The 24,910-nt window shown below is 70.5% G+C and carries 18 protein-coding genes; 6 read left to right on the top strand and 12 right to left on the bottom strand.

Translation table 11 applies throughout. The features are described from left to right. Positions 1 to 6: 6 nt before the first annotated feature. Together G6N19_RS14655 and nei2 are read left to right on the top strand one after the other, a co-directional pair. Entirely contained in the window at positions 7 to 4,482 is a 4,476-nt protein-coding gene (locus tag G6N19_RS14655) for an Lhr family helicase (protein WP_193465197.1), read from the top strand. Then, positions 4,482 to 5,243, top strand: a complete 762-nt coding sequence (nei2, locus tag G6N19_RS14650; protein WP_193465196.1) for an endonuclease VIII Nei2 — start codon at positions 4,482 to 4,484, stop codon at positions 5,241 to 5,243. The genes G6N19_RS14655 and nei2 overlap by 1 nt, the downstream gene beginning before the upstream one ends. 88 nt (positions 5,244 to 5,331) lie before the next feature. Here nei2 and G6N19_RS14645 read toward each other — a convergent pair whose 3' ends face one another. Further along, positions 5,332 to 5,802 (bottom strand): hypothetical protein, encoded by a 471-nt coding sequence (locus G6N19_RS14645; protein WP_232062398.1) that lies wholly within the window; start codon positions 5,800 to 5,802, stop codon positions 5,332 to 5,334. A 5-nt stretch (positions 5,803 to 5,807) separates the two neighbouring features. Then, on the bottom strand, positions 5,808 to 6,722 hold the full coding sequence (locus G6N19_RS14640; protein ID WP_193465195.1) for a pseudouridine synthase: 915 nt from the start codon (positions 6,720 to 6,722) through the stop codon (positions 5,808 to 5,810). A gap of 145 nt (positions 6,723 to 6,867) precedes the next feature. Here G6N19_RS14640 and G6N19_RS14635 point away from each other — a divergent pair, with 145 nt between their 5' ends. Further along, complete coding sequence (locus tag G6N19_RS14635) at positions 6,868 to 8,226, top strand: HNH endonuclease signature motif containing protein (RefSeq protein WP_193465194.1); 1,359 nt, start codon at positions 6,868 to 6,870, stop codon at positions 8,224 to 8,226. Between the two features lie 103 nt (positions 8,227 to 8,329). Here G6N19_RS14635 and G6N19_RS14630 read toward each other — a convergent pair whose 3' ends face one another. The 4 genes from G6N19_RS14630 to G6N19_RS14615 all read right to left on the bottom strand — a co-directional run bounded on the left by G6N19_RS14630 (position 8,330) and on the right by G6N19_RS14615 (position 14,206). After that, positions 8,330 to 9,235, bottom strand: a complete 906-nt coding sequence (locus tag G6N19_RS14630) for a hypothetical protein (protein WP_193465193.1) — start codon at positions 9,233 to 9,235, stop codon at positions 8,330 to 8,332. Between the two features lie 497 nt (positions 9,236 to 9,732). Beyond that, the gene (locus G6N19_RS14625) at positions 9,733 to 10,785 is read right to left on the bottom strand and encodes a hypothetical protein (protein ID WP_193465192.1); all 1,053 of its coding nucleotides are present in this window, start codon (positions 10,783 to 10,785) and stop codon (positions 9,733 to 9,735) included. Between the two features lie 159 nt (positions 10,786 to 10,944). After that, entirely contained in the window at positions 10,945 to 12,678 is a 1,734-nt protein-coding gene (gene glpD / locus G6N19_RS14620; RefSeq protein ID WP_041318510.1) for a glycerol-3-phosphate dehydrogenase, read from the bottom strand. A 46-nt stretch (positions 12,679 to 12,724) separates the two neighbouring features. Further along, entirely contained in the window at positions 12,725 to 14,206 is a 1,482-nt protein-coding gene (locus G6N19_RS14615) for an NAD(P)H-quinone dehydrogenase (protein ID WP_013830055.1), read from the bottom strand. Between the two features lie 42 nt (positions 14,207 to 14,248). On the opposite strand from G6N19_RS14615, the gene G6N19_RS14610 reads away from it, so the two are divergent. Beyond that, entirely contained in the window at positions 14,249 to 14,740 is a 492-nt protein-coding gene (locus tag G6N19_RS14610; RefSeq protein ID WP_013830056.1) for a gamma-glutamylcyclotransferase, read from the top strand. Between the two features lie 107 nt (positions 14,741 to 14,847). Here G6N19_RS14610 and G6N19_RS14605 read toward each other — a convergent pair whose 3' ends face one another. Continuing rightward, positions 14,848 to 15,732, bottom strand: coding sequence for a DUF559 domain-containing protein (locus G6N19_RS14605; RefSeq protein WP_193465191.1), 885 nt, complete (start codon positions 15,730 to 15,732; stop codon positions 14,848 to 14,850). 173 nt (positions 15,733 to 15,905) lie between these two features. Further along, positions 15,906 to 17,084, bottom strand: a complete 1,179-nt coding sequence (locus G6N19_RS14600; protein ID WP_013830059.1) for an amidohydrolase — start codon at positions 17,082 to 17,084, stop codon at positions 15,906 to 15,908. Positions 17,085 to 17,127: 43 nt separating this feature from the next. On the opposite strand from G6N19_RS14600, the gene G6N19_RS14595 reads away from it, so the two are divergent. Beyond that, the gene (locus tag G6N19_RS14595; protein ID WP_193465190.1) at positions 17,128 to 17,916 is read left to right on the top strand and encodes a purine-nucleoside phosphorylase; all 789 of its coding nucleotides are present in this window, start codon (positions 17,128 to 17,130) and stop codon (positions 17,914 to 17,916) included. 18 nt (positions 17,917 to 17,934) lie between these two features. Here G6N19_RS14595 and G6N19_RS14590 read toward each other — a convergent pair whose 3' ends face one another. Next, complete coding sequence (locus G6N19_RS14590; protein ID WP_232062397.1) at positions 17,935 to 19,413, bottom strand: glycosyltransferase family 39 protein; 1,479 nt, start codon at positions 19,411 to 19,413, stop codon at positions 17,935 to 17,937. Between the two features lie 127 nt (positions 19,414 to 19,540). Here G6N19_RS14590 and G6N19_RS14585 point away from each other — a divergent pair, with 127 nt between their 5' ends. Then, positions 19,541 to 21,151 carry a phospho-sugar mutase gene (locus G6N19_RS14585; RefSeq protein WP_193465189.1) on the top strand — a complete coding sequence of 537 codons (1,611 nt, stop codon included), beginning with the start codon at positions 19,541 to 19,543 and terminating at the stop codon, positions 21,149 to 21,151. A 56-nt stretch (positions 21,152 to 21,207) separates the two neighbouring features. On the opposite strand, the gene upp is transcribed toward G6N19_RS14585, so the two are convergent. Genes upp through G6N19_RS14570 form a run of 3 tightly spaced genes read right to left on the bottom strand, consistent with a single transcriptional unit; the run spans position 21,208 to position 24,640 of the window. After that, positions 21,208 to 21,831, bottom strand: coding sequence for a uracil phosphoribosyltransferase (gene upp, locus G6N19_RS14580; RefSeq protein ID WP_193465188.1), 624 nt, complete (start codon positions 21,829 to 21,831; stop codon positions 21,208 to 21,210). Between the two features lie 18 nt (positions 21,832 to 21,849). Further along, entirely contained in the window at positions 21,850 to 23,220 is a 1,371-nt protein-coding gene (locus G6N19_RS14575) for a PE-PPE domain-containing protein (RefSeq protein ID WP_193465187.1), read from the bottom strand. Positions 23,221 to 23,224: 4 nt separating this feature from the next. Further along, positions 23,225 to 24,640 carry a PE-PPE domain-containing protein gene (locus tag G6N19_RS14570; RefSeq protein ID WP_232062396.1) on the bottom strand — a complete coding sequence of 472 codons (1,416 nt, stop codon included), beginning with the start codon at positions 24,638 to 24,640 and terminating at the stop codon, positions 23,225 to 23,227. Between the last annotated feature and the right edge of the window lie 270 nt (positions 24,641 to 24,910).

The following is a 24,910-nucleotide window of genomic DNA, read 5'->3' as shown; positions in this document are numbered from 1 at the left end:
GGCGGGGTGAGCCGAGAAACCCCAGCCGCGCTGGCCCGGTTCTCGGCGCTGACCCGGGACTGGTTCACCGGCACGTTCGCCGCGCCGACCGAGGCGCAGCAGCAGGCCTGGTCGGCGATCGCCGACGGCCACCACACCCTGGTGGTGGCGCCCACCGGATCGGGCAAGACGCTGGCGGCGTTCCTGTGGGCGCTGGACCGGCTGGCGGCCGAGCCCGGCCCGAAAGCTGCGGGCACCCGGGTGCTCTACGTGTCGCCGCTCAAGGCGCTGGCAGTCGACGTCGAACGCAACCTGCGCACCCCGCTGGCCGGCATCGGCCGCATCGCCGCGCACCCTGACTATGCGGGCCTGCCCGCGCCGGCCATCACGGTCGGGGTCCGCTCCGGCGACACCTCCGCGGCGCGGCGCCGCGAGTTGGTCGCGCACCCGCCCGACATCCTGATCACCACCCCGGAGTCACTGTTCCTGATGCTGACGTCGGCGGCGCGCGAAGCGCTGACCGGGGTGCAGACGGTGATCGTCGATGAGGTGCATGCGGTGGCCGGCACCAAGCGCGGCAGCCACCTGGCGTTGTCCCTGGAGCGGCTCGATGCGATGTTGGCCTCCCCGGCGCAGCGGATCGGGCTCAGCGCCACCGTGCGGCCCGCCGAAGAGGTCGCCCGGTTCTTGTCCGGGCAGGCCCCGACCACGATCGTGGCGCCGCCGGCGGCCAAGACGTTCGAGCTGACGGTGCAGGTTCCGGTGCCGGATATGGCCAGCCCCGCCGAGGGCACCATCTGGCCGCAGGTGGAGGAACGCATCGTCGACCTGATCGAGGCCCACCGCTCCTCGATCGTGTTCGCCAACTCGCGCCGGCTGGCCGAGCGACTGACCGCGCGGCTCAACGAGATCCACGCGGAACGCTGTCCAGACGACGCGGCGCCGGACTTGGCGCGAGCCCACCACGGGTCGGTGTCCAAGGAGACCCGCGCCGCGGTCGAGGAGGACCTGAAAAGCGGGCGGCTGCGGGCGGTGGTGGCGACCTCGAGCCTGGAGCTGGGCATCGACATGGGTGCCGTCGACCTGGTCATCCAGATCGAGGCGCCGCCGTCAGTGGCCAGCGGCCTGCAGCGCATCGGGCGGGCAGGTCATCAGGTCGGGGAGGTCTCGGCGGGGGTGCTGATCCCCAAGCACCGCACCGATCTGATCGGCTGCGCGGTCTCGGTGCAGCGGATGCTGGCGGGCCAGATCGAGACGCTGACGGTACCGGCCAATCCGCTGGACATCCTGGCCCAGCACACGGTGGCCGCGGCCGCGCTGGAGCCGCTGGACGCCGAAGCCTGGTTCGACACGGTGCGCCGGGCCGCCCCGTTCGCGACGTTGCCGCGCAGCGTGTTCGAGGCGACCCTGGACCTGCTCTCGGGTAAGTACCCGTCGACCGAGTTCGCCGAGCTGCGGCCGCGGCTGATCTATGACCGCGACACCGGCACCCTGACCGGCCGGCCCGGCGCCCAGCGGCTGGCCGTCACCTCCGGTGGCGCCATCCCGGATCGCGGCCTGTTCGCGGTGTACCTGGCCGGCGCCGACAAGCCGTCCCGGGTCGGCGAACTCGACGAGGAGATGGTCTACGAATCGCGGCCAGGCGACGTGATCTCACTGGGCGCCACCAGTTGGCGCATCACCGAGATCACCCACGACCGGGTGCTGGTGGTCCCGGCTCCCGGCCAGCCCGGCCGGCTGCCGTTCTGGCACGGCGACGGCGTCGGGCGACCGGCCGAACTGGGCGCCGCGCTGGGCGAGTTCACCGGCGAGCTGGCCGGGCTCGATCGGGCCGCCCTCGACAAACGCTGCGCGGGTTTGGGTTTCGACGACTACGCGGCCGACAACCTGTGGCGGCTGCTCGACGACCAACGCACCGCCACGTCGACGGTGCCCACCGACACCACGCTGGTGGTGGAGCGCTTCCGCGACGAGCTGGGCGACTGGCGGGTGGTGCTGCATTCCCCCTACGGGCTGCGGGTGCACGGCCCGCTGGCGCTGGCGGTGGGCCGGCGGTTGCACGAACGCTACGGCATCGACGAGAAGCCGACCGCCTCCGACGACGGCATCGTGGTGCGGCTGCCCGACACCGATGCCGGCGCAACGTTGGACGCACCCGGTGCGGACCTGTTCGTCTTCGACGCCGACGAGATCGAGCCCATCGTCACCGCCGAGGTGGGCGGCTCGGCGCTGTTCGCCAGCCGGTTCCGGGAATGCGCGGCGCGGGCGTTGCTGTTGCCCCGCCGGCATCCGGGCCGGCGCACCCCGTTGTGGCAGCAGCGCCAGCGGGCCGCCCAATTACTCGATGTGGCACGCCGATACCCGGCGTTCCCGATCGTGCTGGAGACCGTGCGGGAGTGCCTGCAGGACGTCTACGACGTCCCGGCGCTGACGGAGTTGATGGCGCGGATCGCGCAGCGCCGGGTGCGGGTGGTGCAGGTCGAGACCGCCACCCCGTCGCCGTTCGCGGCGTCGTTGCTGTTCGGCTACGTCGGCGCCTTCATGTACGAAGGCGACAGCCCGCTGGCCGAGCGTCGCGCGGCGGCACTGTCGCTGGATCCCACGCTGCTGGCGCAGCTGCTGGGCCGGGTGGAGTTGCGCGAGCTGCTCGACCCCGACGCCGTCGCCGCCGTCGCCGCCGAGTTGCAGCACCTGACCCCGGAGAAGGCCGCCCGCGACGCCGAGGGCGTCGCGGATCTGTTGCGGCTGCTGGGCCCGCTCACCGGCGACGAGATCGCCGCGCGGGCCGGCGGTTCGGACGTGGGCGGGTGGCTCGAGCACCTGCTGGCCGCCCGGCGGGTGCTGACGGTGGCGTTCGCCGGGCGGGCCTGGTGGGTGGCGATCGAGGACATCGGCCGGCTGCGCGACGGGATCGGGGTGGCGGTGCCGCCCGGAGTGCCGGCCGGCTTCACCGAACCGGTCACCGACCCCCTGGGTGAGCTGCTGGGCCGCTTCGCCCGCACCCACGGCCCGTTCACCACCGGGCAGGCCGCCGAGCGGTTCGGGCTGGGCGCCCGGGTGGCCGCCGACGCGCTGGGCCGGCTGGCCGCCGACGGCCGGGTGGTGCGCGGCGAGTTCGCCGACTTCCCGGACTCGCCGGGCGAACAGTGGTGCGACGCCCAGGTGCTGCGGATTCTGCGGCGCCGGTCGCTGGCGGCGCTGCGCTCGGCGATCGAGCCGGTGTCCCCAGCGGCCTACGCGCGTTTCCTGCCGGCCTGGCAGCAGATCGGCGCCCGCGGCGCCGCGTCCGGGCTGGACGGGCTGGCCGGGGTGATCGAGCAGCTGGCGGGCGTGCCGCTGCCGGCGTCGGCGGTCGAGCCGCTGGTGCTGGCGGCGCGGGTGCGTGACTACTCACCTGCCATGCTCGACGAGCTGCTGGCCTCCGGGGAGGTGCTGTGGGCCGGTGCGGGCGCCCCGGCCGGCAACGCGCCGGCCGCCGACGGCTGGGTCACCTTCCACACCGCCGACTCGGCGCCGTTGACGCTGGCCCCCGGCGCGCCGTTCGACTTCGGTGCCGCCCACCGGCAGATCCTGGACACGCTCGGTGGCGGCGGCGCGTTCTTCTTCCGCCAGCTCGCCGGTGACACGAGTGAGGCCGAGCTCAAAACCGCACTGTGGGAACTGATCTGGGCCGGATGGGTCACCGGCGACACCTTCGCCCCGATGCGGACGGTACTGGCCGGCACCCGGCGCTCCACCCCGGCACACCGCAGCAAGCGTCCGCCGCGGCTGAGCCGGTACAGCGTCGCCCACGCCGCCACCCGCGCCGCCGACCCGGCGGTGGCCGGTCGCTGGTCGAGGTTGCCGGCCACCGAGCCGGATCCCGGGTTCTCCACGGTGCGCGCGCACCACACCGCCGAGTTGCTGCTGCACCGCTACGGGGTGCTGACCCGCGGCGCGGTGGCCGCCGAGGCGGTGCCGGGCGGATTCGCCGGCCTCTACAAGGTATTGACGGCCTTCGAGGAGGCCGGCCGCTGTCAGCGCGGTTACTTCATCGAGTCGCTGGGCGCCGCCCAGTTCGCGCTGGCCTCGACCGTGGACCGGCTGCGCGGCTACCTCGACGGTGTCGACCCGGCGCGCCCGGAGTATCACGCGGTGGCGCTGGCCGCCGCCGACCCGGCCAACCCGTACGGGGCGGCACTGAGCTGGCCGGCGCACCCCGGCACCGCGCGTCCGGGCCGCAAGGCGGGAGCGCTGGTGGTGCTGGTCGACGGCGAACTGGTCTGGTTCGTCGAACGTGGCGGCCGGTCCCTGCTGAACTTCGCCACCGGGGCCGACGCCGCCGAGGTGCAGCGGGCCGCTGCCGGTGCGCTGGCCGGGCTGATCGCCGACCGCCGCGTCGACGGGATCCTCGTCGAGCGGGTGGACGGTGCGGCGGTGCTGGAGATTCGCGATTCGCCGACGACGACGGCGCTGGCCGAGGCCGGATTCTCCCGCACCCCGCGGGGATTGCGGCTGCGCTGATGCCCGAAGGTGACACCGTCTTCCACACCGCGGCAGTGCTCGACGACGCGTTGACCGGGAAAACGTTGACCCGCTGCGATATCCGGGTCCCCCGCTATGCCGGCGTGGACCTCACCGGGCAGCGGGTGGATGAGGTGATCAGCCGGGGCAAGCACCTGTTCATCCGGGTGGGGCAGGCCAGCATCCACTCACATCTGAAGATGGAGGGCAGCTGGCGGGTGGGCTCCCCAGCGAGAAGGGACCCGCTCGACCATCGGGTGCGAATCATCCTGGAAGCCGGCCCCGTTCGCGCATTGGGCATCGACCTGGGCGTGCTGGAGGTGCTGGGGCGTGACCGCGACGGCGAGGTGGTCGCTCACCTGGGCCCGGACCTGCTGGGCCCCGATTGGGATCCCGACGCCGCGGTCGCCAATTTGCTGGCCGACCCGGACCGCCCGCTGGCCGCGGCCCTGTTGGATCAGCGGGTGCTGGCCGGCATCGGCAATGTCTACTGCAACGAATTGTGTTTCGTCGTCGGCCGATTGCCGACATCCCCGGTCGCCGCGTTGGCCGATCCGGGTCGGCTGGTGGCCCGGGCCCGCGAGATGCTGTGGGCCAATCGGCTGCGGTGGGCGCGCTGCACCACCGGAGACACCCGGCCGGGCCGGCAACTGTGGGTGTACGGCCGCGCGGGCAAGCCCTGCCGGCGCTGCGGCACCCGGGTGGAATCGGACAGCGGCGGCGGGCGGGTCAGTTTCTGGTGCGTCGCCTGTCAGCGATGAATGCGCGGACCGACGCCCGACGCCCAGGTTGATGCCCTGGGCGTCGGGCGTCGATATGTCTTAGCGAGGCTTTAGCGTCGCTGGCCGATCACGGCCAGCCGCCGCACCCCACCCCGGGCAGGCAGCCGCCGCCACCGCCGGGTCCGCCCCAGCCGGTCGGGCCGCCCGGGATCTGGCCGCCGCCCCCGCCGGGCCCACCGCCACCGGTCGGGCCGCCCGGAATCTCGCCGCCGCCACCGCCGGGACCACCGCCACCGGTCGGGCCGCCCGGAATCTGGCCGCCGCCACCGCCGGGACCACCGCCGCCGGTGGGCCCGCCAGGAATCTCACCGCCGCCGCCCCCGGGGCCACCGCCACCGGTCGGACCACCGGGGGCTCCGGGCTCCCCCGGCGGCACGCCGGGTTCCGGTTCCATCGGTGTGGTCTCCGTCGTGGTGGTTGTGGTCTCGGTCGTGGTGGTGCTGGTCGGGGCTTCTTCCTGGGTGCCGCTGCAACCCGCTGCGACCAGCGCCGCTGTGCTTCCGAGGACGGCGATCGCCATCCTGCCGTGTGTCTTCATCAGAATCAGACTCCCCTCTGCTCTGTCGTGCCTTGCTGTACCCGGCACGCTCGGTGCTGAAACGCGCGCCGGCTGACGAAGCAACGTCGCAGCTGAGTCAGCGGGTCGGTGAACTCGAGCCGCTGCGCCAGCAGTTGCAGCGGGGTGGAGAAGTCGTCGGGGGCGATCTCGACGATCTCCGGGTACAGCGGATCGCCGTCGATGGGCAGGCCGAGCGAGGCCAGGTGCACCCGCAGCTGATGGGTGCGGCCGGTACGCGGGGTCAGCCGGTAGCAGCCGTCTCCCAGCGCCTCGACCAGCGTTTCGGCGTTGGGCTCGCCGGGCTCCTCACGGGCCTGCAGGCAGCCGCGCCGCTTGATGATCCGGCTGCGCACCAGCCGCGGGAATTCGCCCGCCGGCGGCGCCGACGAGCGGGCCAGGTACTGCTTGTGCACCGCGCCGCGGGCGAACAGCGTCTGGTAGGTCCCGCGCAGCTCGCGGCGGGTGGTGAACAGCAGGACCCCGGCGGTGAGCCGGTCGAGCCGGTGCGCCGGGCTCAGCTCGGGAAGCTCCAGCTCACGGCGCAGCCGCACCAGTGCCGTCTGGGCCACATGGCGGCCGCGGGGCATGGTCGACAGGAAATGCGGCTTGTCGACCACCACCAGGTCGTCGTCGCGGTGCAGCACCGGGATCTCAAAGGGCACGGGAACCTCTACCGGCAGATCCCGGTAGAGAAAGACGTGGGTTCCGGCCGGCAGCACCGTCGTCTCGTCGACCACGGCGCCGTCGGCGGTCACCACCTCGCCGACGGCCACCTTCGCCGCGGCAGCCGCACCGAAGCGGGTGCGCAGCTCAGCGGCCACCGGCCCGCCGTGCAGACGTAGCCGGGCCGGGCCCAGGCCGTCGCGTACCGGCAGCGGGGCGGGACGTCGGCGGGTCATTGCGACGGGGCTTTCTGAAGATGTGTCGTCACGTCCAGGCGAGTCTATCCGGTGATCCCCTTTTTCACTGTGATCACTTGTGCCACTGTGGTTTTGGTTGTGGATGAATTCTGCGCTTGTCGGTGCGTATCGCTAGAATTAGCACATGCGTTCGAGTGATCGGGAAGAAATCGTCGAGGTGTTCGACGCTCTTTCGGCCGATCTGGACCGGGCCCTGGAGCTGGACTTCTCGGCACTGACCCCACGCGAATGCCTGGCACTGCTGCAGCGCTGCGAGACACTGCGCCGCCGGCTACCTGCGGTGGAGCATCCGATGGTCAACCACGTCGCCGCTACCGACCCCGAGGAACTGGGCGACAAACCTCGCTGGGTGCTCGCCGACGAACTCGGCATCACCCGCGGGCAGGCCAGGCGCCGCATCGACGAGGCCGCCGACCTGGGACCGCGACACACCCTGACCGGACAACCCCTGGCTCCGGTGCTGCCCGCGGTGGCCACCGCCCAACGCAAAGGCCGACTCGGGGCCGAGCACATCGCGGTGATCCGCGCCCTGTTCGACTACCTGCCCGAGAGCATCGATGCGGGCACACTGGCCCAAGCCGAGCAGCATCTCACCGATCTGGCCGCCCACCATCGGCCCGACGAACTTGCCAAACTCGCCCAACGCGTCGCCGACTACCTGCGCCCCGACGGCAACCACACCGACAACGAGCAACGCGCCAAACGACGCGGCATCACCCTGGGCCCCCAAGACCGCGACGGCATGACCGCCATCAAAGGCCACCTCGACCCCCACGCCCGCGCCGCCCTCGATGCCGTGCTGGCCCACTGGGCCGCCCCGGGCAGGTGCAACCCCGCCGATGAGACCCCGTGCCGATCCGGCACCCCCTCACAAGCCCATATCGACAACGACCGCCGCTCAGCGGCGCAACGCAACCACGACGCCCTGGCAGCCATGGCCACCAACCTGCTGGCCTCCGCTGAACTGGGCAGCCACCACGGGCTGCCCGCCACCATCGTCGTGTCGCTGAGCCTGGCCGAACTCGAAGCCGCCGCCGGCGGCACCTGGCTGCCCCTGCACGACGTGATCGCACTGGCCTCCCACGCGCACCACTACCTCCGCATCTACGACGGCGCCAAACAGATCGCGCTGTTTCACACCAAACGACTCGCCACCCCCGGGCAACGCCTGATGCTCTACGACACCGAACGCGGCTGCACCCACCCCGGCTGCACCGTGCCCGCCCAACTCACCGAGGTCCACCACAACCACGACTACGCCCAGCACCCCCGCACCGACATCGACGACCTCACCCTGCGCTGCGGCCCCCACCACCGACTGCTGTCCAACGGCTGGCGCACCCGCAAACGCGCCGACGGGGTAACCGAGACGCTGCCCCCCGCCCACCTCGACCGCGGCCAACCCCGCACCAACAGCTACCACCACCCCGAGAAACTGCTACGCGACAGCGCCAACGACGACGACGATCCCGAGCATCCGTAGCGGAGGGCCAGGTGCGCGAATACCCCTGCGCACCAAAGACACATCGGCCACAACCGTCGGGGGTTGTGGCCGATGTGGCTTATTGACTGCTGACTACTCCGGCTTAGCCGAGGCCGAGCATGTCCCAGATGCCCAGGTCGCCCAGGAAGTCGGTCAGCGTGGTGGCGTCGGTCACCGGGTCGGCACCATAACCGAGCAGGCTGGTCAGCAGACCGCCCAGCGTCTCGTCACCCAGGACTCCGGTGCCGTCGGGGTCGCTCAGCGTGCCGCCGAGGGTGATGCTGCTGATGACCTCGTTCCAGGGGTCGTCCGGGTCGATGCCCAGCATCCCGGCAATCGTCGCGTCACCGAGGTCGTTGGCGTTCAGCAGGTCGGTCAGCGTCATGGTGGACGTGATCCCCAGCATGTCGTTGAGCAGGTCGGCCAGCGAGGTGTCCGGCGACAAGCCGAAGAACGGCAGGTTCAGCAGGCCGGCGTAATCACTGAGACCGAAGATGCCCAGCAGGTCGCCGATGCTCGTGTCGGCGCCGTCGCCGCCGATGAAGCCGCCGATCAACGAGTCGATCGGGATCGAGCCAAGGGGCAGCGGCGCGCCGTCCGGTCCCGGCAGCGTCACCTCGGTCAGCAGCCCGCTGAAGTCGGTGGAGAGCAGACCGAGGGTGACCGCGTCCAGTGTGACGCCGTCGGGGTTCAGCGCCGCCAGCAGGTCAGCGAGAGACGAGCTGGTGGTGATGTCGTCGCCGAACAGTCCCAGAACCTGGCCCATATTGCCGAAGTCGAGGGCGGTCAGCAGGGTCTGCAGGCTCTCGGCGAACGTCGGGAAGTCGCCGTCGGCGGTCAGCACGTAGTCGTGGTGCACCGATGCAGACAGGCTGCTGGCAACTGCAGGAGCCACTGCGACGCCGCCGAACAAAGCTGCACCAGCAAATGCGGTACTGGCGACCAAGGCGCCGGTTTTGGCCATGAAGCCGCGAGGCGCCATCGGCGCGTCAAAGGTCAGTGTGGACATGTAATGGGTCCCCCTTCTGGGATCAAACACGATCGTTCCGTGATTCGTACAACGGGGATTAACTTATTGTATCCTCAGTCACTTGTCAACAGGCCTTCCAACTTTTTCGCACGCGTCAGCAATCGGTATTTCCAGGAACATCGCAGCTCATAAGCATCAGAAACGCAGTTCTGCAACGACGGCACCATGGCAGAGCAACCAACCGTCGTCGATGCGCGATTATCGCTTGCTCAGTGTTTTCTAGGCTTTTCGAACTTGTGACCGGACTTGGTTCGATCGCGATAACTTTGCGCGGTTAAATTTCGCGGGTACCCGTCAAACGGTATGAATTTTAGCGGTCTAAATACCAGCTAATTCCGGAGCTTGAGCGAAATACGCACGTCACTCCGCAGCGGGTTTACAGCAAAGCACGTACACTGGCTTCGGAGAATGGTTCTGGTTGGAAAAACACACCCGGCCAGCTGGCCGGGTGTGGAGGGGCTAGCGCGGAATTCCCGCTACCAGAGCAGGCCGAAGGCCTCCAGGATGTCGGTGATCGGCGTGTCGCCGGTGATCACCAGGGCACTGTCTTCGGGCAGGAAGCTGCTCAGCAGCGTGCCCACCGTCTGGTCGCCCCAGATTTCGCCGGAGGGGTCCAGCAGGGTGCCGCCGAACGGGAAGTTGGAGACGTACTCATTCCAGGGCTGGTTGGGGGTCATGCCGAACAGGTGACCCAGGGTCGTCACGTCCATCTTGGTGCTGTCGGTGTCGCTGACGGGGAGAGTGTGCAGGTACTCGCCGAGGGTGTAGGCGCTGTTCGGGACGATGACGGTGGAGCCAAGGCCCGAGTAGTGATGTTGGGTGACATCGGTGGTGGCAACCCCGGTAATCCCGCTCAGCCAATCGACCAGCGAGCTGTTGAGGGTCAGTTCGGGATGGGTATCGATGGAGGCGAAGCCGCATGTCACCGTGCAGTTGAGGACATTCATGTTGTCCACGAGACCATTGATCAGGCTGCCCCACTGGCCGAGCAGTGTCCCCAGGCCCACCGCGCTGGCCAGGTCCATCAGCGAATGCTCGCCGGCACCGTCTCCCAGGAAGACATCGATCAGGTCGCCGAGGTCGAGGTTGCCGATCGGCACGCCGTCCACCAGCCAGTCGCTGCCGAAGCCGAGCACGGAGTCGTGCGTGGCGCTGTAAAGCGGAATGTCCAGCGGAAGCCCGAAAATCTCGGTGAGACCGTTCAGGGTGATGCCGTCCGGGTTCATCGCGGCCAGGAAGTCCTCCACCGACGAGTCGATGTTGAATGCTCCGGTTCCAAACCCGCCCAGCATGTCGTTGAGGTTGCCCATGCCGAAGTCGTTAAGCAGGGTCTGCAGGCTCTCGGCGAAAGTCGGGAAGGCGATCAGCGCCGTCTCGTGCTGCACCGCGGCGAACGGCGTGCCCGGAAGCTCCGGCCCGACCGCCGCGGCACCGAGCAGGCCGGCGCCCGCGAGAACAGTGGCGGCGGCCAGTGTGCCGCCCTTCGTCGCCAGCGCGTGCGGGCGCGCCCCCCCGAAAACCTCCGACATCGACCACACCTTCCCCGTCCCCGGATCCCCCATGTGACCCAGCTGATAACGGGGAAAGTAACGACTCAAAAAGTTACTGTCAAATATAAGTTAACGCTGATTTCAATCTAAATGCACGGTTTTTTTAGCGGAGCCAGCCCCGAAGTAATGAATCCGGGTTCATGGAAGCGGAATCGGTTCCAGAATCTCTGTCCTGGCTTCGGGCGCCCTGGCCCGCAGCGCATCCGCCGAGGCGTCATCGGGCTGTTCCTGCGACAGGATCTCGGCCTCCACCCGGGCGGAGTAGTTAGCCACCTCCGCGTCCACCGCGGCGTCGTCCCAACCGAGCACCGCCGCCATCACCTCGGCGACTTCGCGGGCGCAGTTCACCCCGCGATGGGCGTACTCGATGGAGATCCGCGTCCGGCGGGCCAGCACGTCCTCTAAGTGCAGCGCGCCCTCGGCGGCCGCGGCGTAGGCGACCTCTACCTTCAGGTACGTGGGCGCCTCGGCGATCGGGTCCAGCAGCTCCGGCCGCTCCTCGGCCAGCGCCAACACGTCGTGGATCAGCGAGCCGTAACGGTCCAGCAGGTGGCGCACCCGATACGGGTGCACGTCCTGCTCGGCGCCGACGTGCTCGGCCTGGTTGACCAGCGCGAAGTAGCCGTCGGCACCCAGCAGCGGCACCTTCTCGGTGATCGTCGGCGCCACCCGGGTCGGAATGAACTCGGCGGCGGCGTCGATCGCGTCGGCGGCCATCACCCGGTAGGTGGTGTACTTGCCGCCGGCGATAGCCACCAGGCCCGGCGCGGGCACCGCCACCGCGTGCTCCCGCGACAGCTTGGAGGTGTCGTCGTTCTCCCCGGCCAGCAGCGGCCGCAGCCCGGCATAGACGCCCTCGATGTCGGCGTGGCTCAACGGGGTGGCCAGCGCGGTGTTGACGTTGGCCAGCAGGTAGTCGATGTCGGCCTTGGTGGCCGCCGGGTGGGCCAGGTCCAGGTTCCAGTCGGTGTCGGTGGTGCCGATGATCCAGTGCGTGCCCCACGGGATGACGAACAGCACCGACTTCTCGGTGCGCAAGATGATCGCCGCCTCGGACACGATCCGGTCGCGCGGCACCACGATGTGCACGCCCTTGGACGCCCGGACGTGGAACCGGCCGCGCTGACGTGACAGCGCCTGGATCTCGTCGGTCCACACCCCGGTGGCGTTGACCACCACGTGCCCGCGCACCTCGGTCGTCGCGCCGTTCTCGGAGTCGCGCACCGTCACCCCGGTCACCCGGTCGCCCTCCCGCAACAGCGCCACGACCTGGGTGGAGGTGCGGATGACCGCGCCGTAGTGCGCCGCGGTGCGCCCGACGGTCAGGGTGTGGCGGGCGTCGTCGACGACGGTGTCGAAGTACCGGATGCCGCCGATCAGCGCGCTGCGCTTGAGGCCCGGGCACAGCCGCAGCGCGCCGGCGCGGGTCAGATGCCGTTGCGCGGGAACCGATTTCGCTCCGCCCAGCTGGTCGTAGAGGAAGATGCCGGCGGCCACATACGGCCGCTCCCACCACCGGTTGGTCAGCGGATAGAGGAACGGCAGCGGTTTGACCAGATGCGGCGCCAGCGTGGTCAGCGACAGTTCGCGTTCGTGCAGCGCCTCGCGCACCAGGCCGAACTCCAGCTGTTCGAGGTAGCGCAGCCCGCCGTGGAACATCTTCGAGCTTCGGCTCGACGTTCCGGCGGCGAAGTCCCGCGCCTCGACGAGTGCGACCTTCAGGCCGCGGGTGGCCGCATCCAGCGCGCAGCCGGTACCGACCACACCGCCGCCGACCACCACTACGTCGAACTGCTCGCTGCCCAGCCGTTCCCAGGCTTGTGCTCGTTGGTCAGGTCCCAGCGTGCTCACGCCTGCCAGGCTACGTGGCAGGGCGGCGTCGACGGCTGTGACACCGGCCTCACGCGCGCCGAAAACGTCAGTCCAGGTCGTCGGGCGTCATCAGCCGCCGTGCCGCCTCGGTGAGCGAACCCGACAGCGACGGATACACCGCCAGCGTCTGCGCCAGGTCGGCCACGGTGATCCGGTTCTGCACCGCCAGCGCGATCGGCAGGATCAGCTCCGAGGCGATCGGCGCCACCACCACCCCGCCGATCACCACCCCGGTCGCCGGCCGGCAGAACAGCTTGAGGAAGCCGTGCCGCATCCGGCTCATCTTCGCCCGGGCGTTGGTCTGCAACGGCAGCATGACGGTGCGCGCGGGCACCGTGCCGTCGTCGATCTGGGACTGCGGCACCCCGACCGCGGCGATCTCGGGGCGGGTGAACACCGCCGCGGCCACCGTCCGCAGCCGGATCGGGGCCACCGCGTCGCCCAGCGCGTGATACATCGCGATCCGGCCCTGCATGGCCGCGACCGACGCCAGCTGCAGCAACCCGGTGCAGTCCCCGGCGGCGTAGATGCCGGGAACCGAGGTGCGCGACACCCGGTCGACTTGCAGATAGTCGCCGGGCTCGAGCTTGATGCCGACCCGCTCCAGACCCAGCCCGGCGGTGTTGGGCACCGAGCCGACCGTCATCAGCGCGTGACTGCCGGCCACGGTGCGGCCGTCGGTCATCGTGACCAGCACACCGTCGCGCTCGCGGGTCACCGAGGCGGCCCGGGCGTTTTTGACCAGGGTGACGCCGCGCTCGGCGAACGAGCGTTCCAGCACCCGGGCGGCGTCGGGGTCCTCGTGCGGCAGCACCCGGTCGCGGCTGGCCACCACCGTCACCTTGACGCCCAGCTCGGTGTAGGCGTTGACGAACTCCGCGCCGGTCACCCCCGAGCCCACCACCACCAGGTGTTCGGGCAGCGTGTGCAGGTCGTAGAGCTGGCGCCAGGTCAGGATGCGCTCGTCGTCGGGCTCGGCGTTCGGCAGGGTGCGCGGGCTGGCGCCGGTGGCGATCAGCACCACATCGGCCTCGAGCACCCGCTGCGCGCCGCTGGATTGATGCGGCGGTCCCAGCTTCACCTCTCCTCCGTCGAACCTCGCTGAACCGCCGTGCTCGGTGACCAGCACCCGGTGATGCGCCAGGCCGGGCTCGGGGTCGATCAGCTCCCCGCGGCCGGCGATGACCTCGATACCGGTGTTGACCAGTTGGGTTCTGATATCGGCGGACTGCGCCTCGGCGAGCGACTTGACCCGCTGGTGGATCTTGTCCAGCTCGATCTCGGCGTCGGTGAAGTGGATGTCGAAGCCCAGGTGCGGGGCCCGTCGCAGCTCGGTGCGCACCCCCGAGGAGGCGATGAAGGTCTTGGACGGCACGCAGTCCCACAGCACGCAGGCCCCGCCGATGCCGTCGGCGTCGACCACGGTGACCGTCACCGCCTCGGGCCCCTTGGCCGCTGCTACCAGCGCGGCTTCGTAGCCGGCCGGACCGCCGCCGATGATCACGATGCGCGTCGAGGCAGAAGTCACAGCGACCAACTTATCCTCGACACGACGTTTAAGCTTTCTGCCGTGCCGCTCTACGCCGCCTACGGGTCAAACATGCATCCCGAACAGATGCTGCAGCGGGCACCGCACTCTCCCATGACCGGTACCGGCTGGATACACGGCTGGCGGCTGACGTTCGCCGGCGAGGACATCGGCTGGGAGGGTGCCCTGGCGACCGTGGTCGAGGATCCGGGGTCGAGCGTGTTCGTCGTCCTCTACGACGTGACCCACGAGGACGAGCAGAACCTGGACCGCTGGGAGGGCTCGGACTTCGGCATCCACAAGAAGATCCGCTGCCGGGTGGACCGGGTGGACGGCATCACGTCGGACCCGGTGGACAGCAAGCCCGAACCGGTGCTGGCCTGGCTGTACGTGGTGGACGCCTGGGAGGGCGGGCTGCCGTCGGCGCGCTACCTCGGGGTGGTGGCCGAGGCCGCCCAGATCGCCGGCGCGCCAGAGGAATACGTGCGCAATCTGCAGACCCGCCCGGCCCGCAACATCGGCCCCGGGAGTTAGCTCCCCTGCTTTCTTTCGCGCGAGGGGGCGTGCCTGTACGGCGACACGCCGGTGCGGCCGTACCACTGTGCACCCTCACGAGCGGATTCAGCCGGCGGCGCGGACGGTCAGGCGGCGGCGCGCGCCAAGTGCGTCTCGATGCGGCGGACGGCCTGCCACGGTTGACGTCGCACATCCTCGGCGATGATCGGAATCACCACCCAGCCCAGCTCCTGCAATGCGGCACGCCGCTGCCGCTCGTAGACGAACGCATCCGGTCCCTCATGCCAGACGACACCGTCGTACTCGACCGCCACCCGCTGCTCGGGCCACGCGAAGTCCACCCGCCACGTCCGGTTGTTGCGATCCACGATCTCGTACTGCAGCACCGGCCTCGGCAGACCGGCGTCGATCATCATCAACCGCGACTCGCTCTCCATCTCAGATCCCGCGAGCGGGTCGGCGAGCGGCAGCAGATCCCGCACCGCCACGATGCCCCGCCGGCCGGCCTGCCGAACCGCAGCGCGCCACAATTCGCGGCGCGAACAGGTGCCGCTGCGCAGCGCCGCATCCAGAGTCGCCAACGCCCTCGGACGGCGCAGTGTACGGGCCACCTCGATCGCGGTCCACGCCGGTGCGGTGGCCGGCCGGCCGGCCACCGTGCTCAGCGGTGCGCCCTCGCGGCGGTGCACCACCAGCCCATCGGCCGACCGGAGTTGTCGACGCGGCGGATTGAGCACGTGCAGCTCGACCGGTTCCTCGGTGTCGAAGCCGTACGCCGCCGCCGCGGTGCCCAGACAGACCGCGACCGTGGTGCCCGTTGCCAGGTCCAACCCGCGCAGCAGCAACTCGTCGCTCATCTCGCCGTCGCCGTAGATGCCATACCAAATCTTTTGCAGCGGAACATGTCTCAGTTCGGTTTCGAGCCCACGGCGGGTGAGGACCGCCAGTGCTTGAGCGGAAGTCACCACCCCGCCCTGGCGGTCGAGCAGGGTGCGCAATCGGTCGTCCATGCCGCAGATCGTCGGTGTCTGACAGCGCCGACGGTTACCTCAGTTGTCCAGATCCGCGCCAATTGTGGACAGCGGCAGAACTGTGCACACTCGTCGACGCCCGTGAGCGTGCACAGTTGTACAAAATTTCCGGCGTGTCGGCGGGCAGACATGCACGCTCGCGCCACTGGGAGTTAGGGCAGCGCGGCCTGGTCGATGATGCCGGCCATCACCTTGACCCCGATCGCCAGCGCCCGCTCGTCGAGGTCGAACGTCGGCTGGTGCAGGTCCAGTTGCGGCCCGCTGCCCGGCCACACCCCGAGGCGGGCCATCGCGCCAGGAACCTGCTCCAGATACCAGGAGAAGTCCTCACCACCGCCGGACTGCCGGGTTTCGGCCAGCACATCCGGCCCGACCGTCTCGATCGCGCGGGTGAGCATCCGCGTCGACACCGCCTCGTTGACCACCGGCGGCACCCCGCGGTGGTAGTACAGCGTGTGCTGGATGTTCAACGGCGCCAACAGGTGCGCCACCGCGTCCTCGACGATGCCCTGCATCGCCATCCAGGTGTCACGGCTCGCGGTGCGCACCGTGCCGGCCAGCCGTCCGGCCTGCGGGATCGCGTTGGCGGCCGCCCCGGAGTTGACCGCCCCCCACACCAACACGGTGCTGTTGCGAGGGTCGATGCGGCGCGACAGCACGGCGGGCAGCCCGGTGATCAGCGTGCCCAGCCCGTAGACCAGGTCGGCGGTCAGGTGCGGCCGCGAGGTGTGCCCGCCGGGCCCGCCGACGGTGATCTCGATGGTGTCGGCCGCCGACGTGATCGGCCCGGGGACGGTGGCCACCCGGCCGACCTGCAGCCGCGGGTCACAGTGCAGCGCGAAGATCCGGCTGACCCCGGTCAGCACCCCGGCGGCGATCGCGTCGATGGCCCCACCCGGCATCAGTTCCTCGGCGGCCTGGAACACCAGCCGCACCCCGACGGGCAGCTCCGGCGCTGCGGCCAGCGCCAGCGCGGCGCCCAGCAGGATCGCGGTGTGCGCGTCGTGACCGCAGGCGTGCGTCACCCCCGGCACCAGCGAGGAGTACGGCGCCCCGGTCTGCTCGGTCATCGGCAGGGCGTCGATGTCGGCGCGCAACGCGATCCGCGGGCCCTCTTCCGGGCCGAAATCGCAGACCAGCCCGGTTCCGCTGGGCAACACCTTGGGGTTGAGGCCCGCGCCGGCCAGGCGTTCGGCGATGAACTGGGTGGTGGCGAACTCCTGCCGGCTCAGCTCCGGATGGCGGTGCAGGTGCCGCCGCCAGGCCACCAGCTCGTCGGCGTTGACCGCCAACCACGCCTCGGCGGCGTGCGACGCGGGAGCTGAGGACATTCAGGCAGTATCCCACCGTGGCACCCGACTAAACTCACGGGCTGTGACGGTTCCGCTCGCGACTCAGGCCGCGGCGGTCGTGGCCCGGCGCACCGGCGTCGACTCGCATGACGTGGCGATCGTGCTCGGTTCGGGGTGGGCGCCGGCGGTGGCGGCCCTGGGCACACCGACCGCGACGCTACCGATGGCCGACCTGCCCGGGTTCAGCGCGCCGACCGCGGTTGGCCACCTCGGCGAACTGGTGTCCATCCGGGTCGGCACCCACCAGGTGCTGGTGCTGGTCGGGCGGATCCACGCCTACGAGGGCCACCCGCTGGCCGATGTGGTGCGACCGGTGCGCACGGCGGTGGCGGCCGGGGCCAACACCATGGTGCTGACCAACGCCGCCGGCGGCCTGCGCGAACAGTTCGAGGTCGGCCAGCCGGTGCTGATCAGCGACCACCTCAATATGACCGGGCGCTCGCCGCTGGAGGGCGCGCACTTCGTCGACATGGTCGACGCCTACACCCCCGCGCTGCGTGCCCTGGCCCGCCAGGTGGACCCGACGCTGGTCGAGGGCGTCTACGCCGGGATGTCCGGCCCGCAGTACGAGACGCCGGCGGAGATCCGGATGTTGCGCACCCTGGGCGCCGACCTGGTGGGGATGTCGACGGTGCACGAGGCCATCGCGGCGCGGGCGGCCGGCGCGCAGGTGCTGGGCCTGTCGCTGGTGACGAACCTGGCGGCCGGGATCACCGGCGAGTCGCTCAGCCACGCCGAGGTGCTGGCCGCGGGGCGCGAATCGGCGGGCCGGATGGGCGCGCTGCTCGCCGACGTCATAGCCCGGCTCTGAGGTCCCGGTCGTGCCGGCTCAGTAGCCGACGCCGGAGCTGTGCCGCATCCGCGGCCACATCGTCTCCCAGCTGCCCCGCGCACCCCGGCACAGGTAGATCTTCGCGGCACTCTCCCCGTTGCGCACCCCGCCGGGGAACCAGATCGACCTCACATAGCTGACCTGCGACCAGTACTGGCGCAACTTCAGCATCGGGAACCGTCCGACGCACAACACGGTATCGGCGCTGCCGGCGGGCGGCCCCCAGTGGGCGAAACTGCCGTCGCCGCTGACCACCGGACGGTTGATGCCGGCGCCCGGCCCCAGGATCGTCAACGCCGAGGCCTCGCCGTAATTGCTGGTGAAGATCGGCACGTCGGGGGGCAGCGACGACGCCGCGGCCGCCACCTGGGTGACGAGCTGCGGCCAGCCGTAGGTCTCCAACGGAATCGGGTTGACCTTCCGCATCGTCTGGGCGGCCGCCGGCGGCAGCACCGGCAGGCAGAACATCGCCGATCCCACGAACAGCCCCACCAGCGCGGCCGCCCAGCCGCGCGGCGGCCGGTCCGGGTTCCCGGCCTCGACGCGGACAGCGCCGGCGGCGAACAGCACGACCAGCGCCGGGCCCGCGTAGTAGGACCGACCGCCGCTGATGACGCAGAGCAACAACGCCACCACCGGCACCGCCAGAATCCAGCGGTACTCCCGGCCGGCCGGGGACGACAGCCAGCCGACACCGACCACCCACAGCAGCACCAGCAGCGGGCCGGCGTACAACAGCAGCAGCACCGGCACCTGCGTCAAAGATCCCAGCGGCCCGCCCATCCGAACCGACATCGCCTGGGCGAACTGCAGGCTCGGCCAGCCGTGTTGCGCGTTCCAGACCAGGTTCGGGGCGGCCAGCGCAGCGGCCACGGCGGCGGCCAGCCACGGCCCCGGTGTGCGCAGCGCTTCCCGCCGGAACAGCGCCAGACCCACCGCGATGCCGACCAGCAGCAGCGCAACGGTCTGTTTGGCCTCCAGCCCAACGCCGGCGACCAGGCCGGCCGGCAGCCAGGCCGGCACCGTGCCGACCCGCAGCGCGCGGGTCACCAGCAGCAGCACCGCGATCCAGATCAACTGGTCGACCACCGTAGTCCCGAAGAACATCGCGGCGCCCATGAACAGCGGACTGGCGGCGACGGCCGCCGCGGTGATCACCTGCGCGTTACGCCGCCCGCCGAACTCCGCGGCGAGCAGCGCCGCCAGCACGATGCAGCCGAGGTGTATCGCAATGGCCAGCAATCGCAGGCCCGCCAGGCCGCCGAGCGCGGCCACCCGCGCCAGCAGCGGCACCAGCGGCGGGTGGTCGACATACCCCCACGCCAGGTGCCGGCCGCCGACCACGTAATAGAACTCGTCGGGATGCCAGCCGTATCGCATCGCCACCGCGCCGTGCACGGCAGCGGCGACCGCCACCACGACGGCGACCGGCAACAGGGTCGAGCGGTCCACCGCCGGCGCTGTCGAACGGTCCACCGAAAGCGTTATTGAGCCGCTCAACGACACTCCATTCTCCGGTTCTGGCACACAAAATGGACGATCGTATCAAGTGGTTGACACCTGTCCGGCGTGGGGTTTGCCCCGATCGACCACAATCGGTGCTGTGACGCCTGACGAGTGGATCGCCCACGACCCGGACCCGACGACCGCCGCGGAGGTGGCCGGCTGGGATGCCGACGAGACCGCCGCCCGGTTCGCGGCGCCGCTGCGGTTCGGCACCGCCGGCCTGCGCGGGCCGGTGCGCGGCGGACCGGACGCGATGAACCTGGCCGTGGTGCTGCGCGCCAGTTGGGCCGTCGCCACGGTGCTGCAGGCGCACCGGCATGCCGGTGCGACGGTGGTGGTCGGTCGCGACGCCCGCCACGGCTCGGAGGCTTTCGCGTCCGCGACCGCCGAAGTGCTTGCCGCCGCCGGGTTTTCGGTGGTGCTACTGCCCGATCCGCTGCCGACTCCGGTGGTGGCGTTCGCGGTGCGCCACACCGGCGCGGCGGCCGGCATCCAGATCACCGCCTCGCACAACCCGGCCGGCGACAACGGCTACAAGGTGTACTTCGACGGCGGGGTGCAGATCGTGGCGCCCGTCGATACCGAGATCGAAACCGCGATGGCCGCCGCTCCCCCGGCCGATACGATCCCCCGCCGTCCGGTGCCGGCCGCCGGCGACGAGCTGGTGACCCGCTACCTCGGGCGGGCCGCCACGGTGCGGCGCCACCGCGGCCCGGTCCGGGTGGCGCTGACCCCGCTGCACGGCGTGGGCGGCGCTCTCGCCGTAGACGTGCTGTGCGCCGCCGGGTTCACCGACATTCACACCGTGACAAGCCAATTCGATCCGGATCCGGATTTCCCCACCGTCGCGTTCCCGAATCCGGAGGAGCCGGGTGCCGCCGACGAGCTGCTGGAACTGGCCGCCGACGTCGACGCGGACATCGCGATCGCATTGGATCCTGACGCCGACCGTTGCGCGGTCGGTATTCCCGGACCGGCTGGCTGGCGGATGCTGACCGGCAATGAGACCGGTTGGCTGCTGGGCGATTACCTGCTCTCACGGCTGCCCCGGCAACGGGTCTCCGATGCGGTGGTCGCCAGCACCGTGGTGTCGTCGCAGCTGCTGGCGCGCATCGCCGAGCACCATGGGGCTCGCCATGTGGAGACGCTGACCGGGTTCAAGTGGCTGGCCCGCGCCGATGACGGCCTGCCCGGCGCCACCCTGATCTACGCCTACGAGGAGGCGATCGGCTACTGCGTCGACCCGGATGCGGTGCGCGACAAGGACGGCATCACCGCCGCGGTGCTGGCCTGCGACCTGGTGGCGGCGCTGCGCGATCAGGGCTCCTCGGTGCCCGCGGCGCTCGACGAGCTGGCCCGCCGCCACGGCGTGCACGTCACCGAGGCGGTGTCACGCCGGGTCGCCGACCTGGCCGAGGCGACCGCGGTGATGGCCCGGCTGCGCGCCGACCCGCCGACGGTACTGGCTGGATTCGCGGTGACGGCAACCGATCTGATGCACCGCCGCGGGCCGGTCACCGATGCGCTGGAGTTCGGCGGGGCGCGCAAGGGCACCTCGGTGCGGGTGGTGGTGCGGCCGTCGGGCACCGAGCCCAAGCTGAAGTGCTATTTGGAAGTGTCCCGGCCGCCGTCGGATGACGTGGCCGGCGAGCGCGCCGAGGCGTCGCGGCTGTGCGCGGACGTCGCCGCGGAGGTCCGCGGCTGGTAATTCGCCGCCACTCCCGTCGCCTCCCGGTTACCGTTGTGGCCGTTGTGGTTTCACACTCAGCGTGGCCCGAACTGGCGGTCGCCGGCATCCCCCAGCCCCGGGACGATGTAGGCGTTCTCGTTCAGCCCGTCGTCGATCGCGGCGGTGAACATCCGCACGTCGGCGGCGGTGTTCTTCAGCGCCGCAATGCCTTCCGGCGCGGCCACCACGCACAGCACGGTGATGTCGGCGGCTCCGCGCTCGATGAGCAGTCCCAGGGTGTGGGCCATCGAGCCGCCGGTGGCCAGCATCGGGTCGAGAACCATGACACCCCGGCCGCTCAGGTCGGTCGGCAGCGACGCCAGGTACGGCTCCGGCTGATGGGTGGCCTCGTCGCGCACCACCCCGACGAATCCGACCTCGGCTTCGGGGATCAGGGCGTGCGCGGCGTCGACCATGCCCAGCCCGGCGCGCAGCACCGGCACCAGCAGCGGCGGGCAGGCCAGCCGCGCACCGACGGCGTCGGCCACCGGGGTGCGCACGGCGATCTGTTCGCAGGGCGTCTCGCGGGTCGCCTCGTAGACCAGCATCCAGGTCAGGTCGTGCAGCGCCGCCCGGAATCCGGCGCTGTCGGTGTGCTCGTCACGCAGCGACCGCAGCCGGATCGCGGCCAGCGGATGGTCGACGACGCGCACATTCACGGGCTCAAACACTACGGGTCATGCGCCGAGCAGGTTGAGGATCTCGAAGACCACCGCGCCCATGTCCAGCAGCGGCTCCAGCGAGAGCAGCGGTTCGCCGTTGAACACCGCCTCCGGGCCGAGCCAGTCGGCGACGTCGAGGTCCACCGCCAGCTGCTGCCAGGCGCCCAGCAGCGCGGCGTCCAGCTCGTTGGTGAGCCGGTAGCCGGTCAGCAGGGCGTCGACCAGCGAATCGGGCAGCGGATCGTGGCCGGTGAAGCCCAGCAGGCCGTTGACCGGGTCGACGACGCTGCGCACCGCGGCGTACTGCACGCCGGCCAGCATCTGCAGCGGGTCCATCCGCAGCAGGAACCCGGCGACGCCGGAGCCCTCGGCCAGCTGGCCGCCGGCGGTGACCGCCCAGGGCCCCACCGCGTCGGTTCCGTTGACGCCCACGAACGGGTCGCCCGGGTTGCCGTAGCCCCAGTCGATGACCAGCTTGAGCCACGGCGCCAGCGCGTCGCCGATGACCTTGCCGACGTCACCGAGCGCATAGATCGGCCACAGGATCGGCAGCTGCTGGGGGATCAGGTAGAAGTCGGTGTCGCCGATGGTGCCCAGTTCGATGGTGTCGGAGAGGTTGTCGAACTCCAGATAGGAGAAGTGCACGGTCGCCGTGCCGATCAGCGCGTTGAGCATGGCCAGCAGGTTGGCCGGGTCCTGCGGAAAGTTGGCCAGGCCGTCGTATTCGCCGGTGTAGCTGTCGATGTCGAACCCACTGGTCGGGGTGGGCCCGATGCTCAGCGGGATGCCCAGGAACGGCAGGTGCACCGGCTGGTCGCTCAGCAGCGGGTAGGCCGGGAAGCGGGTCAGCACCCCGCCGAGCGGGTTGTTGGGGTTGCCGATCAGCACGAAGTCCAGGTTGTCGGGGTCGAGGCCGGCCGGGGGGCCGGAAGACGCCGCGAGCAGGTTGGTCATCTCCCGGGTGGCGATGGTGGCGCTCTGCGAGTAGCCGAACACCGTGACGTGATCGCCGGCCTGTAGTTGCGGCACGACGGCGTCGTGCAGGATGTCGACGCCGCGGGCCACCGACTCGGCGAAGGTCAGGTAGGGGTTCGGCGGCGGCAGGCACACCAGCGGGCAGAACTGCTCGGGGGTGACCAGGCCCTCGAACCGGTAGCCGGGGAACGTCGGCTGCCCGGGAAACCACGGCGTGACGGGTTGCAGGAAACGGTCCAGCACCGCCTCCAGGTAGCCGCCGACGGTGGGGTCGGGGATGCTGGTCGGCCCCATGATCCAGCCTTCGTCGGCCAGCAGCACCACGTCGGGCCGCGACTGCGGTCCGGCCCCGGCCGCCGCCACCGACGCCGCTGCGAGCAGTGCTGCCCCCAGCAGACGCCGGTGTCGCATCGGATCAGGCGTCGAGGTAGTTGAGGATGCTGAAGCCCACCCCGAGCAGGTCCAGCAGCGGCTGCGCGGAGATCAGCGGCGCACCGTTGAAGATCGCGTCCGGCCCCAGCACGTCGAGCAGGTTCCATTCGGTGGCCAGGTCCTGCCACCCGTTGAGCAGCAACTGGTCCAGCTCGAGGGTGAGGTTGTAGCCACCCAGCAGGGTGTCGACCACCGACTGCGACAGCGGGTCCTGCCCGGCGAAGTCCAGCAGGTTGTTGATGGTGTTGGTCAGGCTCTGCACCCCGGCGTACTGCATGCCGGCCAGCATCTGCAGCGGGTCCATCCGCAGCAGGAACCCGGCGACGCCGGTGTCCTCCGAGAGCTGACCGGTCGCGGTGACCGCCCAGGCGCCGGCCGCCCCGATCGGGTCGACACCGTCGACGGTGATGCCGGCATCCGGGGCGCCCGGGTTGCCGTAGCCCCAGTCGATGACCAGCTTGAGCAACGGCGCCAGCGCGTCACCGGCCAGCTTGCCGAAGTCGCCGAGCCCGTAGAGCGGTCCCAGGATCGGCAACTGGGCGGTGGGAAGCATGTAGAAGTCGTTCCCGCCGATCGAGCCGAGGTCGATCGCGTTGCCGAGGTTGTCGTTGAAGTAGGCGCCGTGCACCGCCGGGATGCCCATCAGCGCGTTGATCACCGCCAGCAGGTTGGTGACGTCCTGCGGGAAGCTGGACCAGCCGTCGTATTCGGTGCTGTAGATGCTGGCCGCGAAGTCGGTCGGACCCGCCCCGATGCCCAGCGGGATGCCCAGGAACGGGATGTGCTGCATGTTCCCGTCGAAGCCGTCGGCGAAGTGCAGCCGGCTCAGGATGCCGCCGATCGCGCTGTTCGGGTCACCGATCAGCACGAAGTGCAGGTTGTCGGGGTCGTAGGAGCCGCCCGGCACGTCGGCGAGCAGCTTCTGCATCGCCAGGGTGGCGACCACGGCGCTCTGCGAGTAGCCGAACACCGTGACCTGCTCGCCGGCCTCGAGCTGCGGGCGGACAGCCGCGTCCAAGTTGGCGGAGCCCTCCGCCAGCGACGCCGCGAAGTCCAGCTGCGGAACCGGCAACGGCTGGCAGACGATCGGGCAGAACTGTTCGGGGGTGATCAGGCCCTCGAACGTGTAGTCGGGGAAGACCGTCTGCCCGGCGAACCACGGCGCCAACGGCTGCAGGTAGAAGTCCCGCACCACGTCCATGTAGTCGCCGATGGTCGGGTCGGACTGGCCGGTGCCGGTCATGATCCAGCCCTCGCCGGCCAGCAGCACGATCTCGGCGATCGCCTTCTCCAGCCGGGACGCCAGCGTCGGCGTCAGCAGCGACGACAAACCGAGCAGCACCGCGCACAGCGCCGCCAGTGCCGTCGCACCCAACCGGTGCGGTCGTGTAGCCGTCATTCGGGCCTCCCGGGTCGTCGCGTCACGCCATCAGTCGCTGTGGGACCCCGCCTGACGACTTCACATGGATCTATAAGGCGGAATTCAGCGTAGAGCCTATTAAGAAAGCGTGCGTTGTCAACTCCACGATCATGGCCTGTTCGGCCATGGCGGTGGACGGACGTCCCGCTGGGGACGTTGCGTCGTCTTGTCGGCGCGTCGCACCCGCGTCACGCCGAAGCCGGCGCCCGGGTGGGTGGGCGTCGCGGCCACCATGACGCCCGCACGGCA

Origin of the sequence: Mycobacterium novum (genome assembly GCF_010726505.1) — a bacterium.
Classification (GTDB): domain Bacteria; phylum Actinomycetota; class Actinomycetes; order Mycobacteriales; family Mycobacteriaceae; genus Mycobacterium; species Mycobacterium algericum.
This window is presented reverse-complemented; position numbering and strand designations above follow the sequence as displayed.

Bases quoted from the DNA above. Each gene is read 5' to 3' on its own strand.
- nei2 (WP_193465196.1), top strand. From the start codon at position 4,482: ATGCCCGAAGGTGACACCGTCTTCCACACCGCGGCAGTGCTCGACGAC.
- G6N19_RS14645 (WP_232062398.1), bottom strand. From the start codon at position 5,802: ATGAAGACACACGGCAGGATGGCGATCGCCGTCCTCGGAAGCACAGCG.
- G6N19_RS14640 (WP_193465195.1), bottom strand. From the start codon at position 6,722: ATGACCCGCCGACGTCCCGCCCCGCTGCCGGTACGCGACGGCCTGGGC.
- G6N19_RS14635 (WP_193465194.1), top strand. From the start codon at position 6,868: ATGCGTTCGAGTGATCGGGAAGAAATCGTCGAGGTGTTCGACGCTCTT.
- G6N19_RS14630 (WP_193465193.1), bottom strand. From the start codon at position 9,235: ATGTCCACACTGACCTTTGACGCGCCGATGGCGCCTCGCGGCTTCATG.
- G6N19_RS14625 (WP_193465192.1), bottom strand. From the start codon at position 10,785: ATGTCGGAGGTTTTCGGGGGGGCGCGCCCGCACGCGCTGGCGACGAAG.
- G6N19_RS14605 (WP_193465191.1), bottom strand. From the start codon at position 15,732: ATGGACGACCGATTGCGCACCCTGCTCGACCGCCAGGGCGGGGTGGTG.
- G6N19_RS14600 (WP_013830059.1), bottom strand. From the start codon at position 17,084: ATGTCCTCAGCTCCCGCGTCGCACGCCGCCGAGGCGTGGTTGGCGGTC.
- G6N19_RS14575 (WP_193465187.1), bottom strand. From the start codon at position 23,220: ATGCGACACCGGCGTCTGCTGGGGGCAGCACTGCTCGCAGCGGCGTCG.
- G6N19_RS14570 (WP_232062396.1), bottom strand. From the start codon at position 24,640: ATGACGGCTACACGACCGCACCGGTTGGGTGCGACGGCACTGGCGGCG.